Source organism: Plantibacter sp. H53, assembly GCF_001650455.1.
GTDB classification, from domain to species: Bacteria; Actinomycetota; Actinomycetes; order Actinomycetales; family Microbacteriaceae; genus Plantibacter; species Plantibacter flavus_A.
Genome location: NZ_LWCT01000002.1, coordinates 146,356 through 166,240, shown reverse-complemented (window position 1 = coordinate 166,240; position 19,885 = coordinate 146,356). Strand labels below are relative to the sequence as shown.

Sequence of the window (19,885 nt, the reverse complement as noted above, 5' to 3'; positions counted from 1 at the left end):
GGGTTACCGCCGCAACTCGAAACTGGTCTGGCCGACCTTGACGGGGGTGTCGAGTGGGATCTGCGTCGGGACGCTCACGCGCTTGCCCGCGAGGAAGGTGCCGTTGGTGGAGTCGAGGTCCTGGACCATCCACTCGTCGTTCCAGAGCATGAGGCGCGCGTGATGCGTGGACGTGTAGTCGTCGCGGATGATGAGGCCGGAGTCCGCTGAACGGCCGATGGTGATCGGCTCGCGGCCGAGCGGGAGCTCGGTGCCCTGCTTGGGGCCGGACACGATGACGAGGCGCGAGGTGTTGTCGACCGTGGCGCGCGGAGGCGTGCCGCTCGATCCTCCGGCAGCGGGCCGACTGGGTGCCGGGGCGGTCGCGGCGCGCATCGGCTGCGGCGGGGTGGCCGGAGCTCCGTTCGACGACTGCTGCTGCGGCTTCCGGACACGTGGTCCGAAGAGGTCGGTGCGGAGGGCGTAGACGATGCCGAAGACGAACGTCCAGAGCAGGAGCAGGAAGCCGATGCGGAGGACCAGCAGGGTCAGTTCGCTCACGCGCCGTCCCCCCAGGAGTCGCCGAAGGACGACACATCGTGACGTCGGGTCGCATCGCTCATCTGGCGATCGGATCCGCCGGCCTTGGCGACCACCCGGAACACGATCCTGGTGCGGCCGATCTCGATGACGGAGTCGGGGGAGAGGGCCGCCTGGCGGAAGGGCTGGCCGTTGAGCTTCGAACCGTTCGTCGAGCCGAGGTCGCGCGCCTGACCGGCGTTGCCGTCCCAGAGGATCTCGACGTGCTTCCGTGAAGTGCCGGTGTCGGGGATCGTGATGTCGGCCTCGGCACCACGGCCGATGACCGTGCGGGCCTGCGTGATCGGATAGCGCTTGCCGCCGATGTCGAGCACGGGTGCCCAGGTCACGGAGCCCTTGAGGTTGACGCTGTCGATCTGGACGAGGCCGTCGGGGAGGGAGCGGTCGCCGGAGAGCTTGATGGTCACGGCACCCGGAAAGGAGTACCCCTGGCTCTTGGCGTGCTTCTGGACGAGCGAACCGAGCTCGTCGATGAGGGAGGGGCCGATGGCGTCCATGCGCTCGAAGTCGGTGGGCGACATGCGGACGGTGAACTTGTTCGGCACGAGGATGCGGTCGCGGGAGACGACGGCAGCCTTGGTGTCGAGCTCGCGTCGGAGCGCGCTCGTGATCTCGACCGGCTGGAGTCCGGACTTGAAGGTCTTCGCGAAGGCGCCGTTGACGGCGCGCTCGAGTCCCTTCTCGAAGTTGTCCAGAATGCCCACGGTCTCTCGATTCGTGTCGGTGTCCAGGCAATGTTAGACGGTTTGCCTGCACACGAGGCCAATCGACGCGGGCGCCGACGCCAGGTGTTCACCCGCTCGGCAGCAGGAGATCAGCATCGGCACCGGACCGTCGGGGCCGTTTCGTCCTGCTCTGGCGCGGATCTCCGGTGTTCTGCCACCCGGGCTCCGCGTGCTATCCTCGATAAGTTGCCGCGAGAGCGGTGACGTCTGGTGTCTCGCGCGAGTGGCGGAATTGGCAGACGCGCTGGCTTCAGGTGCCAGTGCTCGAAAGGGCGTGCGGGTTCAAGTCCCGCCTCGCGCACCAGTGGATGTGACATGAAGGCCCCCGAGGAATCGGGGGCCTTCGTCGTTGTCGGCGTCGATCGACGAGTCGACTCTCGGTGTTCGTGGAGCCAGGGGCGTCCGTCGCGCGCTGACAAGGTCACTTGACACGTCATCGTGTGACAAGCATGCTTGACCTATGTCAGGTTTCCTTGTCACCGCGGATCGCGGACCCGAGGTGTGCGGCTGATGGCGGCGCTCACCGAGCGCGCGGGGCGCGGTGGCGCCGCGTTCCGGCGGCTGGCGTCGATGAGCGCTCGCGACGTGCTCAGGAACCCGCTCACCGGGATCTCGATGTGGTTCATGACCGGCATCGTCCTCGTGATCTACGTCTCCATGTGGCTCGCGTTCGTCGTCCTGGGCCCCGCTCCGGTCGTCGTGCTGGACACGGACGACCCGGCAGTCCCGTCGGCTCTGGAGCGCGCCGGTGTACGACTGGTCACCGACGACGCCCCCGATCGGAACACGCGGGTGACCGTGCACGAGGGGAGCGCCCTGGTCGTGCTCGCCGCTGCCGACCAGGCCGCGTGGGACCCGATCTGGCGAGGCCTGCGCGACGCAGGCGTCCCTGCGCACGACGTGACGGTGACGGATGACGAGGGCGACGTGAAGATCGACCCCCTCCAGGAGAACCTCGGGATCGTGGTCCTGGTCGGGGTCGCGAGCCTGGCGTTCGTCGGGACGACCGTCCCGCTCGTGGCGATGCGGGAGCGCGGGCTGCTCCGGCTGCTCGGTGTGACGCCGCTCCGACGGTCGACGTTCCTCCTCGCGCAGCTCCCCTTGCGTGCGCTGGTGGCGGTGGGGATCCTGGTGCTGACGACCGGGATCGCGGTCTGGCGCAGGTACGTCGACGGTGTGGACCTCCTCGCCCTGGGGGTCTCGTTCCTCCTCGGGGCGGCGATGCTGTTCGCTCTGGCGTTGGTGTTCGCCGCCCGATCGCGGAACGCCGAGGCGACACAACAGACGATGGTGATGGTGACGATCGGGCTCGTGTTCGCGTCGGGTGGGCTCCTGCCGCAGTCCATCCTCCCTGCCGCCGTGCAGGTCGCAATGGACTGCCTGCCGACCACCTGGTTCGCCGCCGCCGCGAGTGCCTCACTGACCGGGGCCGAACCGTTCCTCCCCGTCCCCGCGCTCTGGGGGCTCATGTCGCTCGTCACCGTCGCAGCAGGCGTGCTCGCCGTGCGGTGGTTCGAGTGGGATCAGTCCGAGCGCGACGGGCGGACGACCACGACGTCCGATACACAACGAGAGGTGGCTGCATGAACGAGCACACGACACGGGGATCGACGCCACAGGAGCGTCGTGCGTCCCGCAGATACATGTGGGAGATCGCGGCCGGTACCGTCGGGTTCCTCGTGACGTTCCTCTTCTTGCCGGAACTGTTCCCCACCGAGCCGGGATCGCCCGCAGCCGTCGTGGTGGCGCTCGTCCCGCTCGTGCCGGTGGTGTGGATCGCGATCGCACTCATCCGGCACGTGCGTCGTGTCGACGAACTGCAGCGCGGAGTGATCGTGCTGAGTCTCGCCATCGGGTTCGGTGCGGCGATGCTGATCAGTCTCGCGGTCGTGTTCCTGTCGACCGCCGGTGTCGTCGTCCCCCAGCCGGAATGGTGGGTGTTCATCGGCGGGATGGCGGTCTGGGGCGTGTCCATCGGTGTCGTCTCCTTCCGGGCCACCCGATGAAGAACGACGTCCGCGTCCTGCGCACCGAACGCGGGTGGACCCAGGTCCAGTTCGCCGAAGCCCTCGGCGTCTCCAGGCAGACGGTGAACGCACTCGAGACCGGGCGCTACGACCCGTCCCTGCCGTTGGCGTTCCGCGTCTCCGCACTCCTCTCCCGCCCGATCGAGGAGATCTTCTTCCCGGGTGAACACGATGCCCCGCCGTCTGGAGGACGACGATGAACGGACCGGACCGAGTGGTCGTCACCGTCGACCGGCTCAGCAAGCGCTACGGCGACCGCAGCGTCCTGCGTGACGTCTCTCTCCGGGTCCGCGCGGGCGAGGTGTTCGGACTGCTGGGACCGAACGGTGCCGGGAAGACCACCACACTCGAGACCATCGTCGGTCTCCGCCGTCCCACCGACGGAACCGTGCGGGTGCTCGGACGAGACCCGGCGATCGACCGCCGGTACGTGACCGAGCGGATGGCGGTGCAGCCGCAGGCCGCCACCCTGTTCCCGACGCTCACGGTCGCGGAGACGCTCGACCTCTTCGCGTCGTTCTACCGCGACGCGCGGCGCCCCGAGGAGGTCTTGGACGAGCTCGATCTGCGCGAGGCGCGGCGCGTGCGCGTGAAGCACCTCTCGGGCGGCCAGGAGCGGCGCCTGCTGATCGCCATCGCGTTGATCGGCGATCCCGAGATCGTCGTCCTCGACGAGCCGTCGGCCGGACTCGACCCGCAGGCCCGACGGAACCTCTGGGGCATCATCCGGCGCCAGCAGGAACGCGGGACCACGATCCTGCTCTCGACGCACCACATGGACGAGGCCACCCAGGTCTGCGACCGGATCGCCGTCCTCGTGAACGGCTCGATCGCCGCTTCGGGGGAGCCTGAGACCCTGGTCAGGGAACACGCTGCCACGGCCACGGTGACCTTCGAGATCCCCGGCCCGACCACCGCGGACGAGCTGCGTTCCCACGACCTCCCCGGCGAGATCACCGTGACGGCGAAGGGCGACGTCAGCCTGGTCGGGATCGTGACCGACGACCCTGACGCCGTGCTGCGTCGACTCACCTTCTCCACCGGTCTCAGACCGCGCGGGTTCCGAGTGGCGCACGGATCACTCGAGGACCTCTTCATCGATCTCGCGAACCGGCCGACGTCAGCAACCACGGGCGACCCGGCCCACAGCCCATGAGCACGACGCATGCGTTCCCGGCGCAGGTGCGGAGCTTCGCCGCGGCCCACGCGCGTGACCTCGTCCGGGACCCACGCTCGGTCATCGCACTCGTGGCGAGTTTCCTGGCCTTGATCGCACTGCTCTGGGGTGTGGACGCCCTCGTGGCGACGGCGTCCGGCGCGCCTGCCGGTGTGCTGGAGCGTGGCCTCCCGCTCGTTTCGAGCACGGGATCGATGGCGATCGCGTTCATGCTCACCACGGTGCCGCTGGTCCGGCATCGCAGCACCGGCCTGCTGCGGGCGCTGTCGACCTCGCCGGCCCGTCGCGACGCCTACCTGTTCGGACATCTGCCGATCCGCGTGGGGTTGGTCGTCGTGGAGGCCGCGGTGATCATCGCCCTGGCCGCCTGGCCGCCTGGACGGTGCCGACCCGTCCTCTGTCCGACCTCGTCGCGATCGCCGGCACGATCCTGCTCGGTGGCGCGATGCTGCTCGGCTTCGGCTACCTCCTTGCGGCGCGGTTGTCGAACCCGGACATCGCCATGCAACTCGCGTACCTGCTGCCGATGCTCGCTCTCGCCACGTCCGGGGCGCTCTTCCCGCTCGCGGCCCTTCCGGAGTGGGTCGCCGGTCTCTTCCGGCTCCTGCCCACGACCTGGATCGTCGGCGCACTCGAGGCGATCATCTCCCAGGGCCCTCAGCCCGTGCCGCTCGCGGTGGTCTGGAGTCTGATGGCGGCGTGCGCGGTCGTGTCGGGTCTCGCGGCCGCTCGTCTCCACCGATGGAACGCCGGCTGATCGGGGGAGCTGCGGTCAGCCGCGTCAGTCCCGACGCGGGGGTGCCGTCGAATCGCGCACGATGAGCTGCGAGTCGAGACTCGCGACCGAACGGGGCGACCCTCCGGCCATGGCCTGGAGGAGCACCTCGACCGCCAGCGACCCGCACCGGTTGATCGCGAGCCGCACGGTGGTGAGACCGGGCTGGCGGATGGACGCCATCTCGATGTCGTCGGTGCCGATGATGCTGAGGTCCTCGGGGCAGCGCTTGCCCATCGAGGTGATGCCGGCGTCGATACCGAGGGCGACCAGGTCGTTGTAGGCGATGACCGCCGTCGCACCGCTCGCCACGATCGTGGCCGCTGCGGCGAGACCGCCCTGGATCGAGGCCGCCTGGTGGCCGAGGCGGGTGAACTCGATGTCGAGCTGTGCACAGGCCGCCGCGACCGCGTCGCCACGGCGGAGGTCCGCCCAGGAGTGCCTCGGACCGGCCGCGTAGGCGAGGTGTCGGTGACCCAGTGCGGCGAGGTGCTCGACCGCCTGCCGTGGCCCGCTCTCGGTGTCCATCACGACGTAGGGCAGTCCGTCGATGATGCGGTTGACCACCACGACCGGGGTGTCGCCCACGAGCGCGCGGATCTCGTCGTCGGGGAGGCGTGGTGAGCAGAGGAGCATCCCGTTGAGCTTGCGCGCCAGTTCGAGCTGCTCGTGCTCCCGATGCAAGTCCTCATCGGTGTCGAACAACACCGGGCGGTGGCGTCCCTGCCAGGCCTGTGCGTGGACGCCCTTCAGGAGCGTCGCGTAGACCGGGCTGGCGATGTCGGGGACGATGACGCCGAAGGTCTTCTCCGCCGTCGAGCCGTTCGGGTTCGAATACCCGAGGTCCGCCGCCGCCGTGAGGACGCGCTCGAGCGTCGCGTTCGCAAGCCGATCCGGCTCGCCGAACGCCCGCGACGCGGTGGCGATGGAGACGCCCGCGTGACGGGCGACATCGGTGAGGGTGGCGGTCACGGTTGATCCTTCGCGGGGTCGGGTGTACTCATGATGCGGCATCGTGCTGCCATGAAACTACTTGACAAACTTTGTACAAACCATTCAGAATCGCTTTCATGATGATCGACGCGGATCTCCTCCAGCCGACGACGCAGTGCCCCGAGGCTCGGCGATGACGGCCCTGCCGACGCGACTGGGCGCTGGTTCGGGCCCGCGTCCGGAGCACCCGGCACCGTCCGCCGCCGGCATCCTGCACCTCGGCCTCGGCAACTTCCACCGAGCGCACCAGGCCGTCTACACGGCTGCTGCGCTCAGCGCGGGCAGCGATGAATGGGGCATCATCGGTGTCGCATCCCGGTCCCGAGCGGTCGTCGACGCCATGCAGGCGCAGGATCTCCGCTACACGGTCGCCGAGATCTCACCCACCGGGACCTCGTTCTCCGTGCCTGCCGTGCACACCGACGCGTTCGTCGCGGCGGAGGATCCGGAGCGCGTGGTCGGCACCCTCGCGGACGACCGCATCCGGGTCGTCACGCTGACCGTGACCGAGCACGGCTACAGCGCCTCGCCGTCGACCGGCCTCCTCGACCTGAACGACCCGCTGATCGCAGCCGACCTCCGCGGAGGCGCGCCGCAGACGACCATCGGCCAACTCGCTCGCGGCCTGCAGCGGCGGGCTTCCGGCAGCGGCGCCCCGATCACGATCTTGAGCTGTGACAACCTGAGCGAGAACGGCGCTCGCACGGAGGCGCTTGTGCGAGCCTTCCTCTCCCAACTGCGCGGTACCGAGGGCGCGGAAGCACTCGCCTACCTCGACAGCGCGGTCGCCTTCCCGTCCAGCATGGTCGACCGAATCGTCCCGGCGACGACCCCGCGACTGCGCGAGCTCGTGGCAGCCCGCCTCGGCGTCCGGGACGACGCACCGGTCTCCGCCGAACCGTTCACGATGTGGGCGATCGAGGACCGCTTCGCCGCCGTCCGCCCCGCCTGGGAGGCCGGAGGCGCCGTGTTCACCGACGAGGTGGGGGCGTACGAACAGATGAAGGTGCGGCTCCTCAACGGGACGCACTCGCTCATCGCCTACCTCGGTGCGCTCCGCGGGGTGGCCACGATCTCGGAGTCGATCGCCGACACCGCCGTCGAATCCGCCGCACTGGCGATCCTCCGCGACGAGTACGAACCGTCCGTGCGGTTCCCCTCCGGCGTCGACGTCCGCACGTATGAGCGGCAGCTCTTCGAACGCTGGGCCAACCACGCCCTCGGGCACCGCACGGCGCAGGTGGGCACCGACGGATCGGTGAAGCTCCGCCAGCGCATCCCGGAACCCGCCCTCCGACTGCTCGAGGCCGGATCCGTTCCGCACCTCATCGCCCTCACGGTCGCGGCCTACCTGTCCTGCATCGCCCCGATGCCGGGGTTCGACCCTGGTCCGCACGCGTGCGCCATGGTCGATCCGGCCCGCGAGGAGCTCGCCCGGCTGGCGGACACGTCGACGGACGGCCGGCATCTCGCGCAGCGGGTGATCGCCGAGCTGCACCTCTTCGGGCAGGACCTCGCCGAGCAGCCGACCTTCATCTCGCGGGTCGGTGAACTGATCGACACCATCCGCCGACACGGCGTCGACGCGGCCATCCGCGACAGCATCGCCGCCTCGCAGGCACCCATGACCACGACAGGAGCCCACCGATGAAGACGCTCGCGATCCACGGCGCGGAGGACATCCGCTGGGAGGACGCCGTCACCCCGGAACCACGCGCCGGCGAGGTCCGCCTCCGGGTGCGGTACGTCGGTATCTGCGGCTCCGACCTGCACTACTACTTCCACGGAGCGAACGGCGAGTACGTCATCCGTGAGCCGCTCACCCCCGGCCACGAGCTCTCGGCCGTCGTCGACGTGGACCCCTCCGGTCGGCTCGCCCCCGGCACCCGGGTCACCGTGCATCCGGCGCGTTACGGCCCGAGCCTGCCGGGGCTCGAGGACCGCCCACACCTGCGGCCCGGCGGCGACTACCTCGGGAGCGCCGCGGCGGACCCGCACCGACAGGGTGGGGCCTCGGAGTACCTGATCGTCGAGCACTCGATGGTGCGCGTCCTGCCCGACGGACTCCCGCTCGAGCGGGCGGCGCTCGCCGAACCCCTCGCGGTCGCCATGCACGCGGTCGGGCTGGCCGGCGACGTGCGCGGTTCGCGGGTCCTCGTCATCGGTGCCGGGCCCATCGGTCTGCTCGTGATCGCCGCGGCCGGCCGGGCCGGTGCAGCGACGATCGCGGCGAGCGACATGCGCGAACAGGCACTGGAACGCGCCGCGACCGTCGGAGCCGGTGAGCTCCTGCTCGTGGGTCGCGACGCCGTCGCCGACGAGTCCTACGACGTCGTCTTCGAATGCTCCGGCGCACCGGTCGCACTGACCCAGGCGGTCCGGGCCGCGAGACGAGGCGGGTCGATCGTCCAGGTCGGCATGCTCCCCGACGCCGACAGCCCGATCAACCTCGCCCCCATGCTCGCCAAGGAGCTCACCATCCGCGGCGCGTTCCGCTTCTCCACCGAGATCGACGACGCGATCGCGTTCCTCACCGAGGGTGATCTCCTCGACGCCGTCGTGACCCAGGTCATCCCAGCCGAGGAGGCGGTCGACGCCTTCGCCGTCGCTCGGGACTCATCCCGCTCGGCGAAGGTGCTCCTCGCCTTCTGAGCCACCCACCGCACACTCCCACCCCCACTTCCGCTGCATCCCGTAGGTCCGAAGGAGTACCTCATGTCAGAACCCAGATCGTCCGTCGCCACCGGCGACCCCACCGAGAACCGATCCGTCCGCGACCTCGTCCGCGCCGCCATCTCCGGGTGGCTCGGCACCGCGCTCGAGTTCATGGACTACCAGCTCTACTCGCTGGCCGCCGCGCTCGTGTTCGCCGACCTCTTCTTCTCCAACGAGGACCCGGCCATGGCCGTCGTCGCCGCGATGGCGACGTACGGGGTCGGCTACGTCGCCCGTCCGGTCGGCGCGTTCTTCTTCGCCCGGCTCGGCGACAAGACGGGCCGGACCAAGGTCCTCTTCTACACGATCCTGCTCATGGGGTTGTCGACGACGCTCATCGGCTTCCTGCCGACCTACTCGCAGGTCGGCCTCCTCGCGCCGATCCTGCTGGTCCTCCTGCGGATCGCGCAGGGCTTCGGAGCCGGTGCCGAGATCTCGGGCGCCGGCGTCATGCTCGCCGAGTACGCCCCGGCCAAACGCCGCGGCATCATCGCGTCGCTCGTGGCGCTCGGGACCAACTGCGGCACCCTGCTCGCGTCCGCGCTGTGGGCCGGTCTGCTCCTGGCGTTCAGCGAGGACGAGGTCATCGCCTGGGCCTGGCGCATCCCGTTCATCGGCAGCGTCGTGATCATGCTCTTCGCGGTCTGGGTCCGCTTCAACCTCAAGGAGAGCCCGGTCTTCGAGGAGCGCGACGACGTCGTCGACGGCAAAGCGCTCACCAAGCAGGAGACGATCGCCCTCGCGACCGAGACCGGCAACCTCCGCACGCTCGAGGCCATGAACCGCAAGCCGATCAAGGCGTTCAGCATCGCGCTCCTGCTGCGGTTCGGTCAGGCCGGCAACTCGGGACTCGTCCAGACGTACCTCATCAGCTACATCACCGTCGTCCTGCTGCTGGACCGGTCGATCGGGGTGAACGCCGTCATCGTCTCCTCGCTCGTCGCCTTCATCACCGTGCCGCTCTCCGGCTGGCTCGGTGACCGCTACGGGCGGAAGCGCATGTACATGGTGTGGGCGATCATCGCGCTCATCATCATCGTCCCGACCATGCTCATGATCCACAGCAAGGACACCGTCCAGGTGTTCGTCGGCTACGTCGTCCTGCACAACCTGGCCGTGATGAGCTTCGCGTCGCTCGAGAACCTGACCCTGCCGGAACTCTTCGGCGCGCGGAACCGCTACACCTACACCGCGATGGCTCGGGAGATCGCCGCGATCGTCGCGACCGGCGCGGGTCCCGTCATCGCCGCCGCTTGGGTGTCCGCCGCCACCGGTTCGTTCATCCCGATCATCATCATGCTCGGCGTCTTCACCCTCTGCGCCCTGGTCGCGTCCATCTGGATGCCGGAGGTCGCCGGTCGGGACCTCACCGACCCGCGCGACGCCATCTGACCGGCACCCGACCTCCTCGAAAGGAACCCCCATGAGCATCGAACGCGCGGACGTCATCGTCACGAGTCCCGGCCGGAACTTCGTCACCCTGAAGATCACCACCAGCGACGGTGTCGTGGGCTGGGGTGACGCGACCCTCAACGGACGCGAGCTCGCCGTCGCGTCGTACCTCGGCGACCACGTCGCGTCGATGCTGATCGGCCGCGATGAGGACCGCATCGAGGACACCTGGCAGTACCTGTACCGCGGACCCTACTGGCGGCGCGGCCCCGTCACGATGGCGGCCATCGCCGCGGTGGACATGGCGCTCTGGGACATCAAGGCCAAGAAGGCCGGGGTGCCGCTGTACCAGCTGCTCGGCGGGGCGAGCCGATCGGGGATCCGGGCGTACGCGCACGCCTCGGGGACGGACTACCAGGCGCTCGCCAACGCGATCACCGGGTACCAGGAGCTCGGGTTCACCGCGGTGCGCGTCCAGACCGGTGTGCCGGGGCTCGGGCAGGTGTACGGGGTGTCCGCCTCAGGGCCCGGCGTCCGCTACGACTACGAGCCGGCGAAGCGAGCGGCGGACGGCTCGGCTGCCACGGCACCGACCGAGGAGTCCTGGGACACCGCCGGCTACCTCGCGCACATGCCGGGCGTCTTCGAACGGATCCGCGAGGACTTCGGGACGGGCCTCCGGATCCTGCACGACGGACACCACCGCATGTCGCCCATCGAGGCCGCCCGGTTCGCGAAGGACATCGAGCCGTACAAGCTCTTCTGGCTCGAGGACTGCACACCGGGGGAGGACCAGACCGCCCTGCGACTCGTCCGCCAGCACTCGACCACGCCGCTGGCGATCGGCGAGGTCTTCAACTCGGTGCACGACTATCAGACCCTCATCACCGAGCGCCTCATCGACTACGTCCGTTCGGCGGTGACGCACACCGGTGGCATCACGGCGATGAAGAAACTGCTCGACTTCGCGGCCATCTACGGGATCCGTTCCGGCATCCACGGCCCCACCGACATCTCGCCCATCGGGATGGCCGCAGCGTTGCACCTCGACCTCGCGATCCACAACTTCGGGATCCAGGAGTACATGCCGCACAACGAACAGACCCTCGAGGTCTTCCAGACCTCCTTCACCTTCGACGACGGCTTCCTGCACCCCGGCGAGCAGCCCGGCCTCGGCGTCGAACTCGACGAAGACGCGGCTGCGGCGTTCGAATACACGAAGGCGTACCTGCCGGTGAACCGGCTGACGGACGGCACCGTCCACGACTGGTGAGCGGCGGCGGCGGTGGCATCTGGCGCTCCGCGGCCGTGAGGTGAGATGATGCGGTGCTGCCTCGAACGCGTGCGGTCCTCCGCCACGTCCGTCCCGATGCGCGAGGCGCTGCGGGTTCCGGGACGGCAGCTCCTCCCTGCGACCCGGAATCGAAGGATGCCCGGTGCACGTGGACCCGACCGTCGGCGCGGCCGACACCGCTGAACCAGCCACCCGAGGCGGCAGCGTCGCCCCCGTCGCTCCGCCGTCGCACCGACTGCGTCCGGTCGCCCTCGGTGGTGTCATCGCCGCAACGGTCGTCGTCGCCGCGGCCTGGGTGGTCGGCGCGTCGGTGTCGCTGACGGCGGCCACGGCACCGTCGGTGATGCTGCAGCCGTATCTCGACGCACTGGAGGACGGGCAGCTCGAACGGGCCGTCGCGATGGACGGGACCGCTGCCGCCGCCGCTGAACTCGGCTACAGTGCCGACCTCCTGACCGATGAGCGGTATGCACTCGCGACCGACCGCCCGACGGCCTATCGCGTCGGTGCGACCCGGACCGAGAACGGGGTCGCCACGGTCGACGTGGCGTTCGAGCGCGGCGGTGAAGGGCAGACCACGGCGTTCACGCTGCGCGCACAGCCGTCCGGCTTCCTGTGGTTCAGCGCGTGGCGCATCGAACCGGCGAGCCTGCCGACCATCACGGTGCCCACGGTCAGGTTCGGTGCGCTGGACCTCTCCGTCGGAGGCGCGCACGTGGGCACGGTGGACGAGACGACGGTCTACGTCGTCGGACCGGGGAAGTACGACATCGCGGCCGACTCGACCACCGGCTTCTTCGACTTCGAGGTGCCCAGCGTGGAGGCCGAATGGGACGGCAGGCCGACGGCGTATCTGTACCCGACACTGACGGCGCTCGGGCAGGAAGGGGCGACCGCTGCGGTCCGCGCGTACGTGGATGCCTGCATCGCATCGACGTCCTCTGAACCCGCGGGCTGCTCCATCGCGATCGACAATTCGGAGGGCGACGAGATGTCGGGCGTCACCTGGCTGTTGACCCGTGGTCCCGAGTTCGAGTTCTCGGAGTACTCCGCGACGGCGGGGTTCCTCGTGACCACCACCCGTCGGGGCAGTGCCGACTTCGTCGCCGCGTTCGCCTCGGCCTCGGGCGAATACGGCATCGTGACTGCGGAGGATTGCGAGGTGTGGGTGGACGGCGCCGTCGTGTTGTCGACCGACGGCACGTGGACCTTCGACCCGTACACCTGGTGAGGATGGGCGATGTCATGCACCAGATGAGGGGTGGGGAGGCGTGAAGTACGTTCCAGCGTTCGGCCTGAAGGCGCAGGTGTTCATGCTCTGTGTGGCGCCGCTCTTCCTCTTCCTGGTGACTCCGAAGGACAAACTCGCGTCCGCCGGACCGGTCCTGGCCGTGGCCTTCGTCGTGCTTGCAGCTGCGGCATGGACCACACTCGTCGTGACGGCACACCGGATCGTCGTGCTCGATGAGCACCTGGTGGTGTACACGGCCTTCCGCTCCCGCGTCGTCCGTATCGACGACGTCAGCTCGATCGGACCGAACTGGAGACCTCAGAGCTTCCGCATCGCTCTGAGGGATGGTCCGAGCATCAGGGGCCACTGCCGCAACGGCTACGCCGCGTTCGCGGAGGACCTGACGACCGGACACCCGTCGATCGAGTTCCGATACTCCATGCTGAAGCCGAAGACCGATCAGTTCATGGAATCGGGCTACTCGGAGCTGACGGAGGACGAACGTCGCGAAGCCGAGTCCCTCGTCCTGGCCGCCCAGTCGGCCGCGAGCTGAGCTGCCCGCGCGACGATAGGGTGAGGACCCGTGACGGCCGCCCTTCCCCCTGAGCATCGCGAGACGACGCCCCGCGGGGTACTCGTCTCCGTCGTCGCCTCATTCCTGTTCGCGGCGCTGTTCTTCCTGCCACCGCTGCTGGAGCCGTTCGGAGCGAACGAGATCTTCGCCTGGCGCGTGATCGCGACGGTGCCGGTGCTCGCGACGCTCATCGTCGTGTTCGGGTGGTGGCGGGACGTCCGCGACATCGCGGTCCGTCTCGCGCGTCGTCCGCTCCTCGTCCTCGTGGTCGTGGTCGACGGGCTCCTGTTGTCCCTGCAGCTGTGGCTCTTCGGTTGGGCACCGCAGACGGGGCACGGGCTCGAACTCGCGCTCGGCTACCTCCTGATGCCGCTGGCGATGGTCGTGGTCGGCGTCGTCCTGCATCGGGAGCGACTCGCGCCGCTCCGGATCGCGGCTGTGGCCGCAGCCGCCCTCGGCGTCACCGCCGCGATCGTCGTGGCCGGTGGGCTGTCCTGGGCGACCATCGCGGTCGCGGTCGGCTACCCGGTGTACTTCGCGATCCGGCGCCGAGCCGGGCTCGACTCCATCGGTGCGTTCTGCTTCGAGCTGGCGGTCCTCGTCCCCGTCGCGATCGTGCTGGCGTTGCAACCGTCCTCACTCGCCGTCCTCGCCGCGCAGCCGCAGCTGGGCTGGGGGATCGTGCTCCTCGGGGTGATCGGTGGTGTCGCCCTCGTGCTGTACCTCGTCGCGAGTCGCCTGCTGTCGTTCGGCGTCTTCGGGCTGCTCAGCTACCTGGAACCGGTGCTGCTCGTCCTCGTGGCGGTCCTGCTCCTCGGCGAATCGCTGACGGTCGCCGACGGGTTCGTCTACGGCCCGATCGTGGTGGCCCTCATGCTCCTGGGGCTCGAGACCGTGCGACGCCCGTCGCGCTGATCGTCCACCTGCAGCCCGGCGCGTCGCCGCGAACCTGTGAAGTCAAGCCTCGAGACGCGTTCCGCGAGCGCGCCTAGCCTGATGGCATGGTTACGAAGCATGCTCCAGCAGTGTCGCTCGAGTCGCCGTTTCCTCCAGCGCGAGACTCGTCCGAACGGCACCACGTCGTCCCGATCGGTGCCCGGCAATGGCGGATCTCGAACGACGCCGATCCCTCCTCACCCGAATGTTGTCTCGCGTACGTCGAGGCACAGGGCACCGGCTACGACGTCCTCATCGTCGCGCCCAGCCCGCCCGAATGGCTGCATGTGGACACCTTCGACGAGGCCAAGCGCGCCGCGATCCGACGGCCGTCACCGCAGCTCTGAGTCGCTCCGTCGGCGTTCATTCGCCCATGTTCGGGCGACGGAATGCCGGTTCGCCCAAGTATGGGCGAACGAACGGGTTCAGACGCTCCCGCGACGCACGATCGACGTGGGGACGAACGAGCCGGTGGGCGAGATCGTCTCACCCCTGAGCTGCGCGAGGAGCACCTCCGCCGCGCGCTGACCGACGGCCGCCGCCGGCTGGTGGACGGTCGTGAGGGGCGGGTGGCAGCGGAGCGCCCACGCCGAATCGTCGAAGCCGACGACCGACACGTCCTCCGGCACACTCCGCCCTGCCGCACGGAGGGCTTCGAGCGCTCCGGCCGCGACGGCGTCCGAAGCCGCGAACACGCCGTCGACGGCCGGCTCACGGCGGAGCAGCTCCGCCATCCCGGCGAAGCCGTCCTGGTGCGAGTAGAGCGGCACCTCCACGACGAGTCGTTCGTCGAAACGGTCGCCGAGCGCATCGCGGAATCCGGCCAGTCGGTCGGAGCCGGAGTCCCGGTCGAGGGCTGCGGCGATCATGCCGATGTGCCGTCGACCGGCGCCGATCAGCTCACCGGTGATGTCGACCGATGCCGCCCGGTTGTCGATCCCGACGAACGGGAGCTCACGGAGGTCGGGCGGGTGGCCGACGAAGGTCGCGGGGAGACCGAGGCGCTCGATGACGCGCGTGATCGGGTCGTTCTGGCGGGCGGAGACCATGATCACCCCGTCGACGAAGCCGCCCGAGAGGTAGCGGGTGATGCGGTCGGTGTCGCGCTCGGAGTCGACGACCAGGCAGACGAGCTGGTGGTCGGCCTGTGACAGGGCCTCGTTCGCCCCGAGCAGGATGTTGCCGATGTTGGGGTCGTCGACGAACAGGCTGTGCGGCTCGTGGACGACGAATCCGACGGCCTGGGTGCGCTGCATGACGAGGTTCCGGGCGGCCGTGTTCGGCACGTAGCCGACCTTCTCGATGGCGGCCTCGATGGCCTCGCGCGCTTCGGCCGACACGTAGCGCTCGCCGTTGACGACGCGGCTGACCGTGCCCCGGGAGACGCCGGCCTCGACGGCGACATCGTGCACCGTCGCTCGTTTGCGTCGGGTCGGCGGAGGGGTCACGGCTCCACCCTAGCGCCGGTCCGGGCGGCCTTCGGCGGGCTCCGTGTTGACAGATTCCGAAACGCACGCCTACTCTGTGTACGTTCACAGACTCTCAACGTGGAGTTGTCGCTCTTCGATCTGTGCACGTTCACAGATCGCGGAAGGCGCCATGAGCACGACCCCCACGTTCAGCCACGACGGCATCGCCTACGGCTGCGACTACAACCCCGAGCAGTGGGATCGGTCCGTCTGGCGCGAAGACGTCGCGCTCATGCAGGAGGCGGGCGTCGACCTCGTCGCCCTCAACATCTTCGGCTGGTCGCACCTCGAGCCACGGCCGGGGGAGTTCGACTTCGCCGGGCTCGACGAGATCCTCGATCTGCTCCACGAAGCCGGCATCCGGGTCAACCTCGGGACCGGCACCGCATCGGCCCCACCGTGGCTGACGTTCCGGCACCCGGAGATCCTCCCCGAGACCGAGGACGGAACGACCCGCTTCCCTGGCGGTCGCCAGGCCTGGTGCCCGTCGTCCGCGGCCTTCCGTCGCTACGCCCTCGAACTCGTGGAGCGCGTCGCCAAGCGCTACGGCGAGCACCCCGCCGTCGAACTCTGGCACGTGTCGAACGAACTCGGCTGCCACAACGCGCTCTGCTACGACGACGAGAGCGCCGAGGCCTTCCGAGGCTGGCTCCGCGCCCGCTACGGGACGATCGAGCGCCTGAACACCGCGTGGGGCACGTCGTTCTGGAGCCAGCAGTACAGCGACTTCGCCGAGATCCTGCCGCCGCGCCTGACCCTGTCGAGCCGGAACCCGAGCCAGGTCATCGACTTCCACCGCTTCTCCTCCGACGAGCTCCTCGGCTACTACCGGGCCGAGCTCGAGGTCCTGCGCCGTCACAGCTCGGTGCCCGTCACGACCAACTTCATGGTCACTGCGCACATCCGGAACCTCGACTACTGGCAGTGGGCGCCCGAGATGGATGTCGTCGCCAACGACCACTACCTCGACAACCGCCTCGCGGACCCCACGGCCGAACTCGCGTTCGCGAGCGACCTCACGCGCGGTCTCGCCGGGGGCGGCGCATGGTTGCTCATGGAGCAGTCCACCGGTGCGGTCAACTGGCAGCCGCAGAACCTCGCGAAGGCACCGGGCGAGATGACCCGCAACTCGCTCACGCACGTCGCGAAGGGCGCGGAGGCGATCTGCTTCTTCCAGTGGCGCGCGTCGCTGCAGGGCTCGGAGAAGTTCCACTCGGCCCTCCTGCCGCACGCGGGCACCGACTCCGACGTGTGGCGCGAGGTCGTCGAGCTGGGCGGCACGCTCGACCGACTCGACGAGATCACCGGCACGCGCGTCCAGGCCGATGTCGCCCTCCTCTTCTCCTGGGAGAACTGGTGGGCCGCCGATGGCGAGAGCCGCCCGACCCACGAGATCGACCACCTCTCGCAGGTCCACGCGGTCCACGCGTCGCTGCGTCGTCTGGGCCACACCGTCGACGTCGTGCGTCCGGGCGCCGACCTCTCCGCCTACCGGCTCGTCGTCGTCCCGAACCTGTACCTGGTGCGCGACAGCGAGGCCGCGGTCGTCTCGGACTTCGTCGCAGCCGGTGGGCACGCCGTCGTCACGTTCTTCAGTGGGATCGCCGACGAGGAGGACCGGGTCCGCCCCGGCGGCTACCCCGGTGCGTTCCGTGACCTGCTCGGCGTCAACGTCGAGGAGTTCGCCCCCGTCCTCCCCGGCCAGGTGCTGACGCTCGCGTCGGGCCGGACCGCGACGGCCTGGTCCGAGCGGACCCGCGTCCGCGGTGCCGAGGTCGTCGACTCCTTCGCCGACGGCCCGTCGACCGGTCGCCCGGCCATCACGCGCAACCGCATCGCGGGTGGCGGCGACGCCTGGTACCTCGCGACGAACCTGGATGCCGTCGCGCTCGACGAGGTGCTCCGCGACGCAGCCGCGGGGGCCGGGGCGCTGCCACAGGGTGATCCGGACCAGCCGGGCCTCGAGGTCATCCGCCGCGCCGATGAGGGTCGGAGCTACCTCTTCCTCATCAACCACTCGACGAACGACGTCGAGCTGCCGGCCAGCGGGCGCGAGCTCGTCACCGGCGAACCCGTCGACTCCATTGCACGCGTGCCAGCCGGCGCCGTGCGCGTCATCAGAGAGGACCGCACGCGATGAGCGTCAACATCGAGACGGCCGAGGCGACGTCGCCACGGCCCGTCCGCCCGCCGAGGGCGGCCAAGCTGCCGAAGGCGGTGGTGCAGCACAAGCGGGCGATCGCCATCTTCATCGTCCCGTTCGCCGTGCTGTTCGCGCTGTTCTACCTCGTGCCGATCGGGTACGCGGTCTACCAGTCACTGCTCGTGATCGAGCGTGACGGCACCTTCGGTCAGGCCCGGGAGGTGTTCGGCGGACTGGCGCAGTACGTGCAGGTCTTCCAGAACGGCCCGTTCTGGCAGTCCGTCGGACGGGTGCTCCTGTTCGGCGTCGTCCAGGTGCCGGTCATGCTCGGGCTCGCGCTCCTCTTCGCGCTGCTGCTCGACTCACCGCTCCTGCGGGGCAAGCGGTTCTTCCGTCTCGCGTTCTTCGTCCCGTACGCGGTGCCCGGCGTGATCGCCGCCATCATGTGGGGCTTCCTCTACTCGCCGAACCTGTCGCCGTTCACCGCGATCACGCAGAACGTGGACTTCCTCTCGGCCGATCTCGTGCTCTGGGCCATCGCGAACGTCGTCACCTGGGTGTTCGTCGGCTACAACATGCTCATCATCTACTCCTCGCTGCTCTCCATCCCGACGGAGATCTACGAGGCCGCGCGGCTCGACGGCGCCGGTCAGGCGCGCATCGCCTGGTCGATCAAGATCCCGCTGGTGATGCCGGCGATCGTGCTCACGGCGATCTTCTCGATCATCGGCACGCTGCAGCTCCTCGCCGAGCCGCAGGTGTTCCGCACCTTCAGCTCAGCCGTCAGCAGCACCTTCACCCCGAACCTCACCGTCTACACCACCTCGTCCATCCCGAACGTGAACCTCGCAGCCGCCTTCTCGGTCGTGCTCGCGCTGGCGACCTTCGTCCTCTCCTTCGGGTTCCTGAAGTTCACGCAGCGAAAGGAAGGCAAATGACCGCCATCCTGTCCACCGGCCGCGGCCCGCAGGAGAGCCGCCTGTCGCGCGCCGGCGCGCTCATCGTGATGCTCGTCTTCACGCTCTACTTCCTCATCCCCATCTGGTGGCTGTTCATCGCCTCGACGAAGTCGTCAGCGCAGTTCGGCAACTCGGCTCCGCTCTGGTTCGCGGACTTCAACCTGTTCGACAACATCGGCCAGCTCGTCGCCTACCGCGACGGCGTCTACCTCAAGTGGATGCTGAACTCGGTGCTGTACGCCGGCCTCGGCGCACTGCTCGGCACGCTCTTCGCGGCCATGTGCGGCTACGCCCTCGCGAAGTACCGGTTCCCGGGACGCGACCTGATCTTCAACGTCGTCCTCGGCGGTGTGCTCGTCCCCGCGACCGCGCTCGCGCTCCCGCTGTTCCTCATCTTCAGCCAGGTGGGCCTCACGAACACGTTCTGGGCGGTCTTCCTGCCCTCGCTGGTGAGCCCCTTCGGTGTCTACCTGACGCGGATCTTCGCGGCGTCGAGCGTGCCCGAGGAACTCCTCGAGGCATCGCGTCTCGACGGTGCCGGTGAGATCCGGACCTTCTTCACCATCTCCGTACGCCTCATGTTCCCGGCGCTCGTCACCGTGTTCCTCTTCCAGTTCGTCGCCATCTGGAACAACTTCTTCCTGCCGCTCATCATGCTCCGCGACGAAGCCCTGTTCCCGGTCACCCTCGGGCTCTACTCGTGGAACTCGCAGGTCAACCAGATCCCCGAGCTTCGCCTCTACGTCCTCGTCGGCGCATTCCTGTCGATCATCCCGCTCGTCATCACCTTCCTCCTGCTCCAGCGGTTCTGGCGCTCCGGCCTCGGCGCCGGCGCCGTGAAGTAGTCGGACCGACCAGCAGGCATCTTCTCCATCCCGCACCAACACCCATCCCAC

At 69.1% G+C, this 19,885-nt stretch carries 20 protein-coding genes and 1 tRNA gene; 17 read left to right on the top strand and 4 right to left on the bottom strand.

What is annotated here, in order from left to right; all coding sequences use genetic code 11:
• Positions 1-3 precede the first annotated feature (3 nt).
• On the bottom strand, positions 4-540 hold the full coding sequence (locus A4X17_RS02200) for an FHA domain-containing protein (RefSeq protein WP_064294019.1): 537 nt from the start codon (positions 538-540) through the stop codon (positions 4-6).
• Positions 537-1,283: a DUF3662 and FHA domain-containing protein gene (locus A4X17_RS02195; protein ID WP_064294018.1), complete on the bottom strand. Its 747-nt coding sequence runs from the start codon at positions 1,281-1,283 to the stop codon at positions 537-539. The genes A4X17_RS02200 and A4X17_RS02195 overlap by 4 nt, the downstream gene beginning before the upstream one ends.
• 238 nt (positions 1,284-1,521) lie before the next feature.
• Between A4X17_RS02195 and A4X17_RS02190 the strand changes: the two genes are divergently transcribed.
• The 6 genes from A4X17_RS02190 (at position 1,522) to A4X17_RS02165 (ending at position 5,265) form a co-directional block, all read left to right on the top strand.
• A tRNA-Leu gene (locus tag A4X17_RS02190) sits at positions 1,522-1,608 on the top strand.
• 206 nt (positions 1,609-1,814) lie between these two features.
• A complete protein-coding gene (locus A4X17_RS02185; protein WP_064294017.1) occupies positions 1,815-2,891 on the top strand; it encodes an ABC transporter permease in 1,077 nt (358 codons plus the stop codon).
• Positions 2,888-3,310 carry a hypothetical protein gene (locus tag A4X17_RS02180; protein ID WP_157583290.1) on the top strand — a complete coding sequence of 141 codons (423 nt, stop codon included), beginning with the start codon at positions 2,888-2,890 and terminating at the stop codon, positions 3,308-3,310. The genes A4X17_RS02185 and A4X17_RS02180 overlap by 4 nt, the downstream gene beginning before the upstream one ends.
• On the top strand, positions 3,307-3,531 hold the full coding sequence (locus tag A4X17_RS02175; protein ID WP_064294015.1) for a helix-turn-helix transcriptional regulator: 225 nt from the start codon (positions 3,307-3,309) through the stop codon (positions 3,529-3,531). The genes A4X17_RS02180 and A4X17_RS02175 overlap by 4 nt, the downstream gene beginning before the upstream one ends.
• Positions 3,528-4,487 carry an ABC transporter ATP-binding protein gene (locus A4X17_RS02170; RefSeq protein WP_064294014.1) on the top strand — a complete coding sequence of 320 codons (960 nt, stop codon included), beginning with the start codon at positions 3,528-3,530 and terminating at the stop codon, positions 4,485-4,487. Before A4X17_RS02175 ends, A4X17_RS02170 begins: the two co-directional genes overlap by 4 nt.
• Before the next feature lie 403 nt (positions 4,488-4,890).
• The gene (locus tag A4X17_RS02165; protein WP_064294013.1) at positions 4,891-5,265 is read left to right on the top strand and encodes an ABC transporter permease; all 375 of its coding nucleotides are present in this window, start codon (positions 4,891-4,893) and stop codon (positions 5,263-5,265) included.
• Between the two features lie 24 nt (positions 5,266-5,289).
• Here A4X17_RS02165 and A4X17_RS02160 read toward each other — a convergent pair whose 3' ends face one another.
• Entirely contained in the window at positions 5,290-6,255 is a 966-nt protein-coding gene (locus A4X17_RS02160; protein ID WP_064294012.1) for a LacI family DNA-binding transcriptional regulator, read from the bottom strand.
• A gap of 154 nt (positions 6,256-6,409) precedes the next feature.
• Between A4X17_RS02160 and A4X17_RS02155 the strand changes: the two genes are divergently transcribed.
• From A4X17_RS02155 to A4X17_RS02120, 8 genes are all read left to right on the top strand, one after another.
• Positions 6,410-7,927 carry a mannitol dehydrogenase family protein gene (locus A4X17_RS02155; RefSeq protein ID WP_064294011.1) on the top strand — a complete coding sequence of 506 codons (1,518 nt, stop codon included), beginning with the start codon at positions 6,410-6,412 and terminating at the stop codon, positions 7,925-7,927.
• The gene (locus A4X17_RS02150; protein ID WP_064294010.1) at positions 7,924-8,928 is read left to right on the top strand and encodes an L-idonate 5-dehydrogenase; all 1,005 of its coding nucleotides are present in this window, start codon (positions 7,924-7,926) and stop codon (positions 8,926-8,928) included. The genes A4X17_RS02155 and A4X17_RS02150 overlap by 4 nt, the downstream gene beginning before the upstream one ends.
• A gap of 63 nt (positions 8,929-8,991) precedes the next feature.
• Positions 8,992-10,383, top strand: coding sequence for an MFS transporter (locus A4X17_RS02145; RefSeq protein WP_064294009.1), 1,392 nt, complete (start codon positions 8,992-8,994; stop codon positions 10,381-10,383).
• Positions 10,384-10,414: 31 nt separating this feature from the next.
• Positions 10,415-11,656, top strand: a complete 1,242-nt coding sequence (gene manD / locus A4X17_RS02140) for a D-mannonate dehydratase ManD (RefSeq protein ID WP_064294008.1) — start codon at positions 10,415-10,417, stop codon at positions 11,654-11,656.
• A gap of 163 nt (positions 11,657-11,819) precedes the next feature.
• The gene (locus A4X17_RS02135) at positions 11,820-12,908 is read left to right on the top strand and encodes a hypothetical protein (protein WP_064294007.1); all 1,089 of its coding nucleotides are present in this window, start codon (positions 11,820-11,822) and stop codon (positions 12,906-12,908) included.
• Positions 12,909-12,948: 40 nt separating this feature from the next.
• Complete coding sequence (locus tag A4X17_RS02130) at positions 12,949-13,461, top strand: hypothetical protein (RefSeq protein WP_064294006.1); 513 nt, start codon at positions 12,949-12,951, stop codon at positions 13,459-13,461.
• Between the two features lie 30 nt (positions 13,462-13,491).
• Positions 13,492-14,397: an EamA family transporter RarD gene (gene rarD / locus A4X17_RS02125; RefSeq protein ID WP_064294005.1), complete on the top strand. Its 906-nt coding sequence runs from the start codon at positions 13,492-13,494 to the stop codon at positions 14,395-14,397.
• An 86-nt stretch (positions 14,398-14,483) separates the two neighbouring features.
• A complete protein-coding gene (locus A4X17_RS02120) occupies positions 14,484-14,765 on the top strand; it encodes a hypothetical protein (RefSeq protein ID WP_139205469.1) in 282 nt (93 codons plus the stop codon).
• A 78-nt stretch (positions 14,766-14,843) separates the two neighbouring features.
• On the opposite strand, the gene A4X17_RS02115 is transcribed toward A4X17_RS02120, so the two are convergent.
• Positions 14,844-15,866 (bottom strand): LacI family DNA-binding transcriptional regulator, encoded by a 1,023-nt coding sequence (locus tag A4X17_RS02115; RefSeq protein WP_064294003.1) that lies wholly within the window; start codon positions 15,864-15,866, stop codon positions 14,844-14,846.
• A 151-nt stretch (positions 15,867-16,017) separates the two neighbouring features.
• Between A4X17_RS02115 and A4X17_RS02110 the strand changes: the two genes are divergently transcribed.
• Genes A4X17_RS02110 through A4X17_RS02100 form a run of 3 tightly spaced genes read left to right on the top strand, consistent with a single transcriptional unit; the run spans position 16,018 to position 19,834 of the window.
• On the top strand, positions 16,018-18,027 hold the full coding sequence (locus A4X17_RS02110) for a beta-galactosidase (RefSeq protein ID WP_064294002.1): 2,010 nt from the start codon (positions 16,018-16,020) through the stop codon (positions 18,025-18,027).
• Positions 18,024-18,968 carry a carbohydrate ABC transporter permease gene (locus A4X17_RS02105; protein ID WP_064294001.1) on the top strand — a complete coding sequence of 315 codons (945 nt, stop codon included), beginning with the start codon at positions 18,024-18,026 and terminating at the stop codon, positions 18,966-18,968. Before A4X17_RS02110 ends, A4X17_RS02105 begins: the two co-directional genes overlap by 4 nt.
• Positions 18,965-19,834: a carbohydrate ABC transporter permease gene (locus A4X17_RS02100; RefSeq protein ID WP_079000402.1), complete on the top strand. Its 870-nt coding sequence runs from the start codon at positions 18,965-18,967 to the stop codon at positions 19,832-19,834. The genes A4X17_RS02105 and A4X17_RS02100 overlap by 4 nt, the downstream gene beginning before the upstream one ends.
• Positions 19,835-19,885 lie beyond the last annotated feature (51 nt).

Bases quoted from the DNA above. Each gene is read 5' to 3' on its own strand.
- A4X17_RS02180 (WP_157583290.1), top strand. From the start codon at position 2,888: ATGAACGAGCACACGACACGGGGATCGACGCCACAGGAGCGTCGTGCG.
- A4X17_RS02150 (WP_064294010.1), top strand. From the start codon at position 7,924: ATGAAGACGCTCGCGATCCACGGCGCGGAGGACATCCGCTGGGAGGAC.
- A4X17_RS02155 (WP_064294011.1), top strand. From the start codon at position 6,410: ATGACGGCCCTGCCGACGCGACTGGGCGCTGGTTCGGGCCCGCGTCCG.
- A4X17_RS02185 (WP_064294017.1), top strand. From the start codon at position 1,815: ATGGCGGCGCTCACCGAGCGCGCGGGGCGCGGTGGCGCCGCGTTCCGG.
- A4X17_RS02120 (WP_139205469.1), top strand. From the start codon at position 14,484: ATGGTTACGAAGCATGCTCCAGCAGTGTCGCTCGAGTCGCCGTTTCCT.
- A4X17_RS02170 (WP_064294014.1), top strand. From the start codon at position 3,528: ATGAACGGACCGGACCGAGTGGTCGTCACCGTCGACCGGCTCAGCAAG.
- A4X17_RS02145 (WP_064294009.1), top strand. From the start codon at position 8,992: ATGTCAGAACCCAGATCGTCCGTCGCCACCGGCGACCCCACCGAGAAC.
- A4X17_RS02100 (WP_079000402.1), top strand. From the start codon at position 18,965: ATGACCGCCATCCTGTCCACCGGCCGCGGCCCGCAGGAGAGCCGCCTG.
- A4X17_RS02110 (WP_064294002.1), top strand. From the start codon at position 16,018: ATGAGCACGACCCCCACGTTCAGCCACGACGGCATCGCCTACGGCTGC.
- manD (WP_064294008.1), top strand. From the start codon at position 10,415: ATGAGCATCGAACGCGCGGACGTCATCGTCACGAGTCCCGGCCGGAAC.
- A4X17_RS02175 (WP_064294015.1), top strand. From the start codon at position 3,307: ATGAAGAACGACGTCCGCGTCCTGCGCACCGAACGCGGGTGGACCCAG.
- A4X17_RS02105 (WP_064294001.1), top strand. From the start codon at position 18,024: ATGAGCGTCAACATCGAGACGGCCGAGGCGACGTCGCCACGGCCCGTC.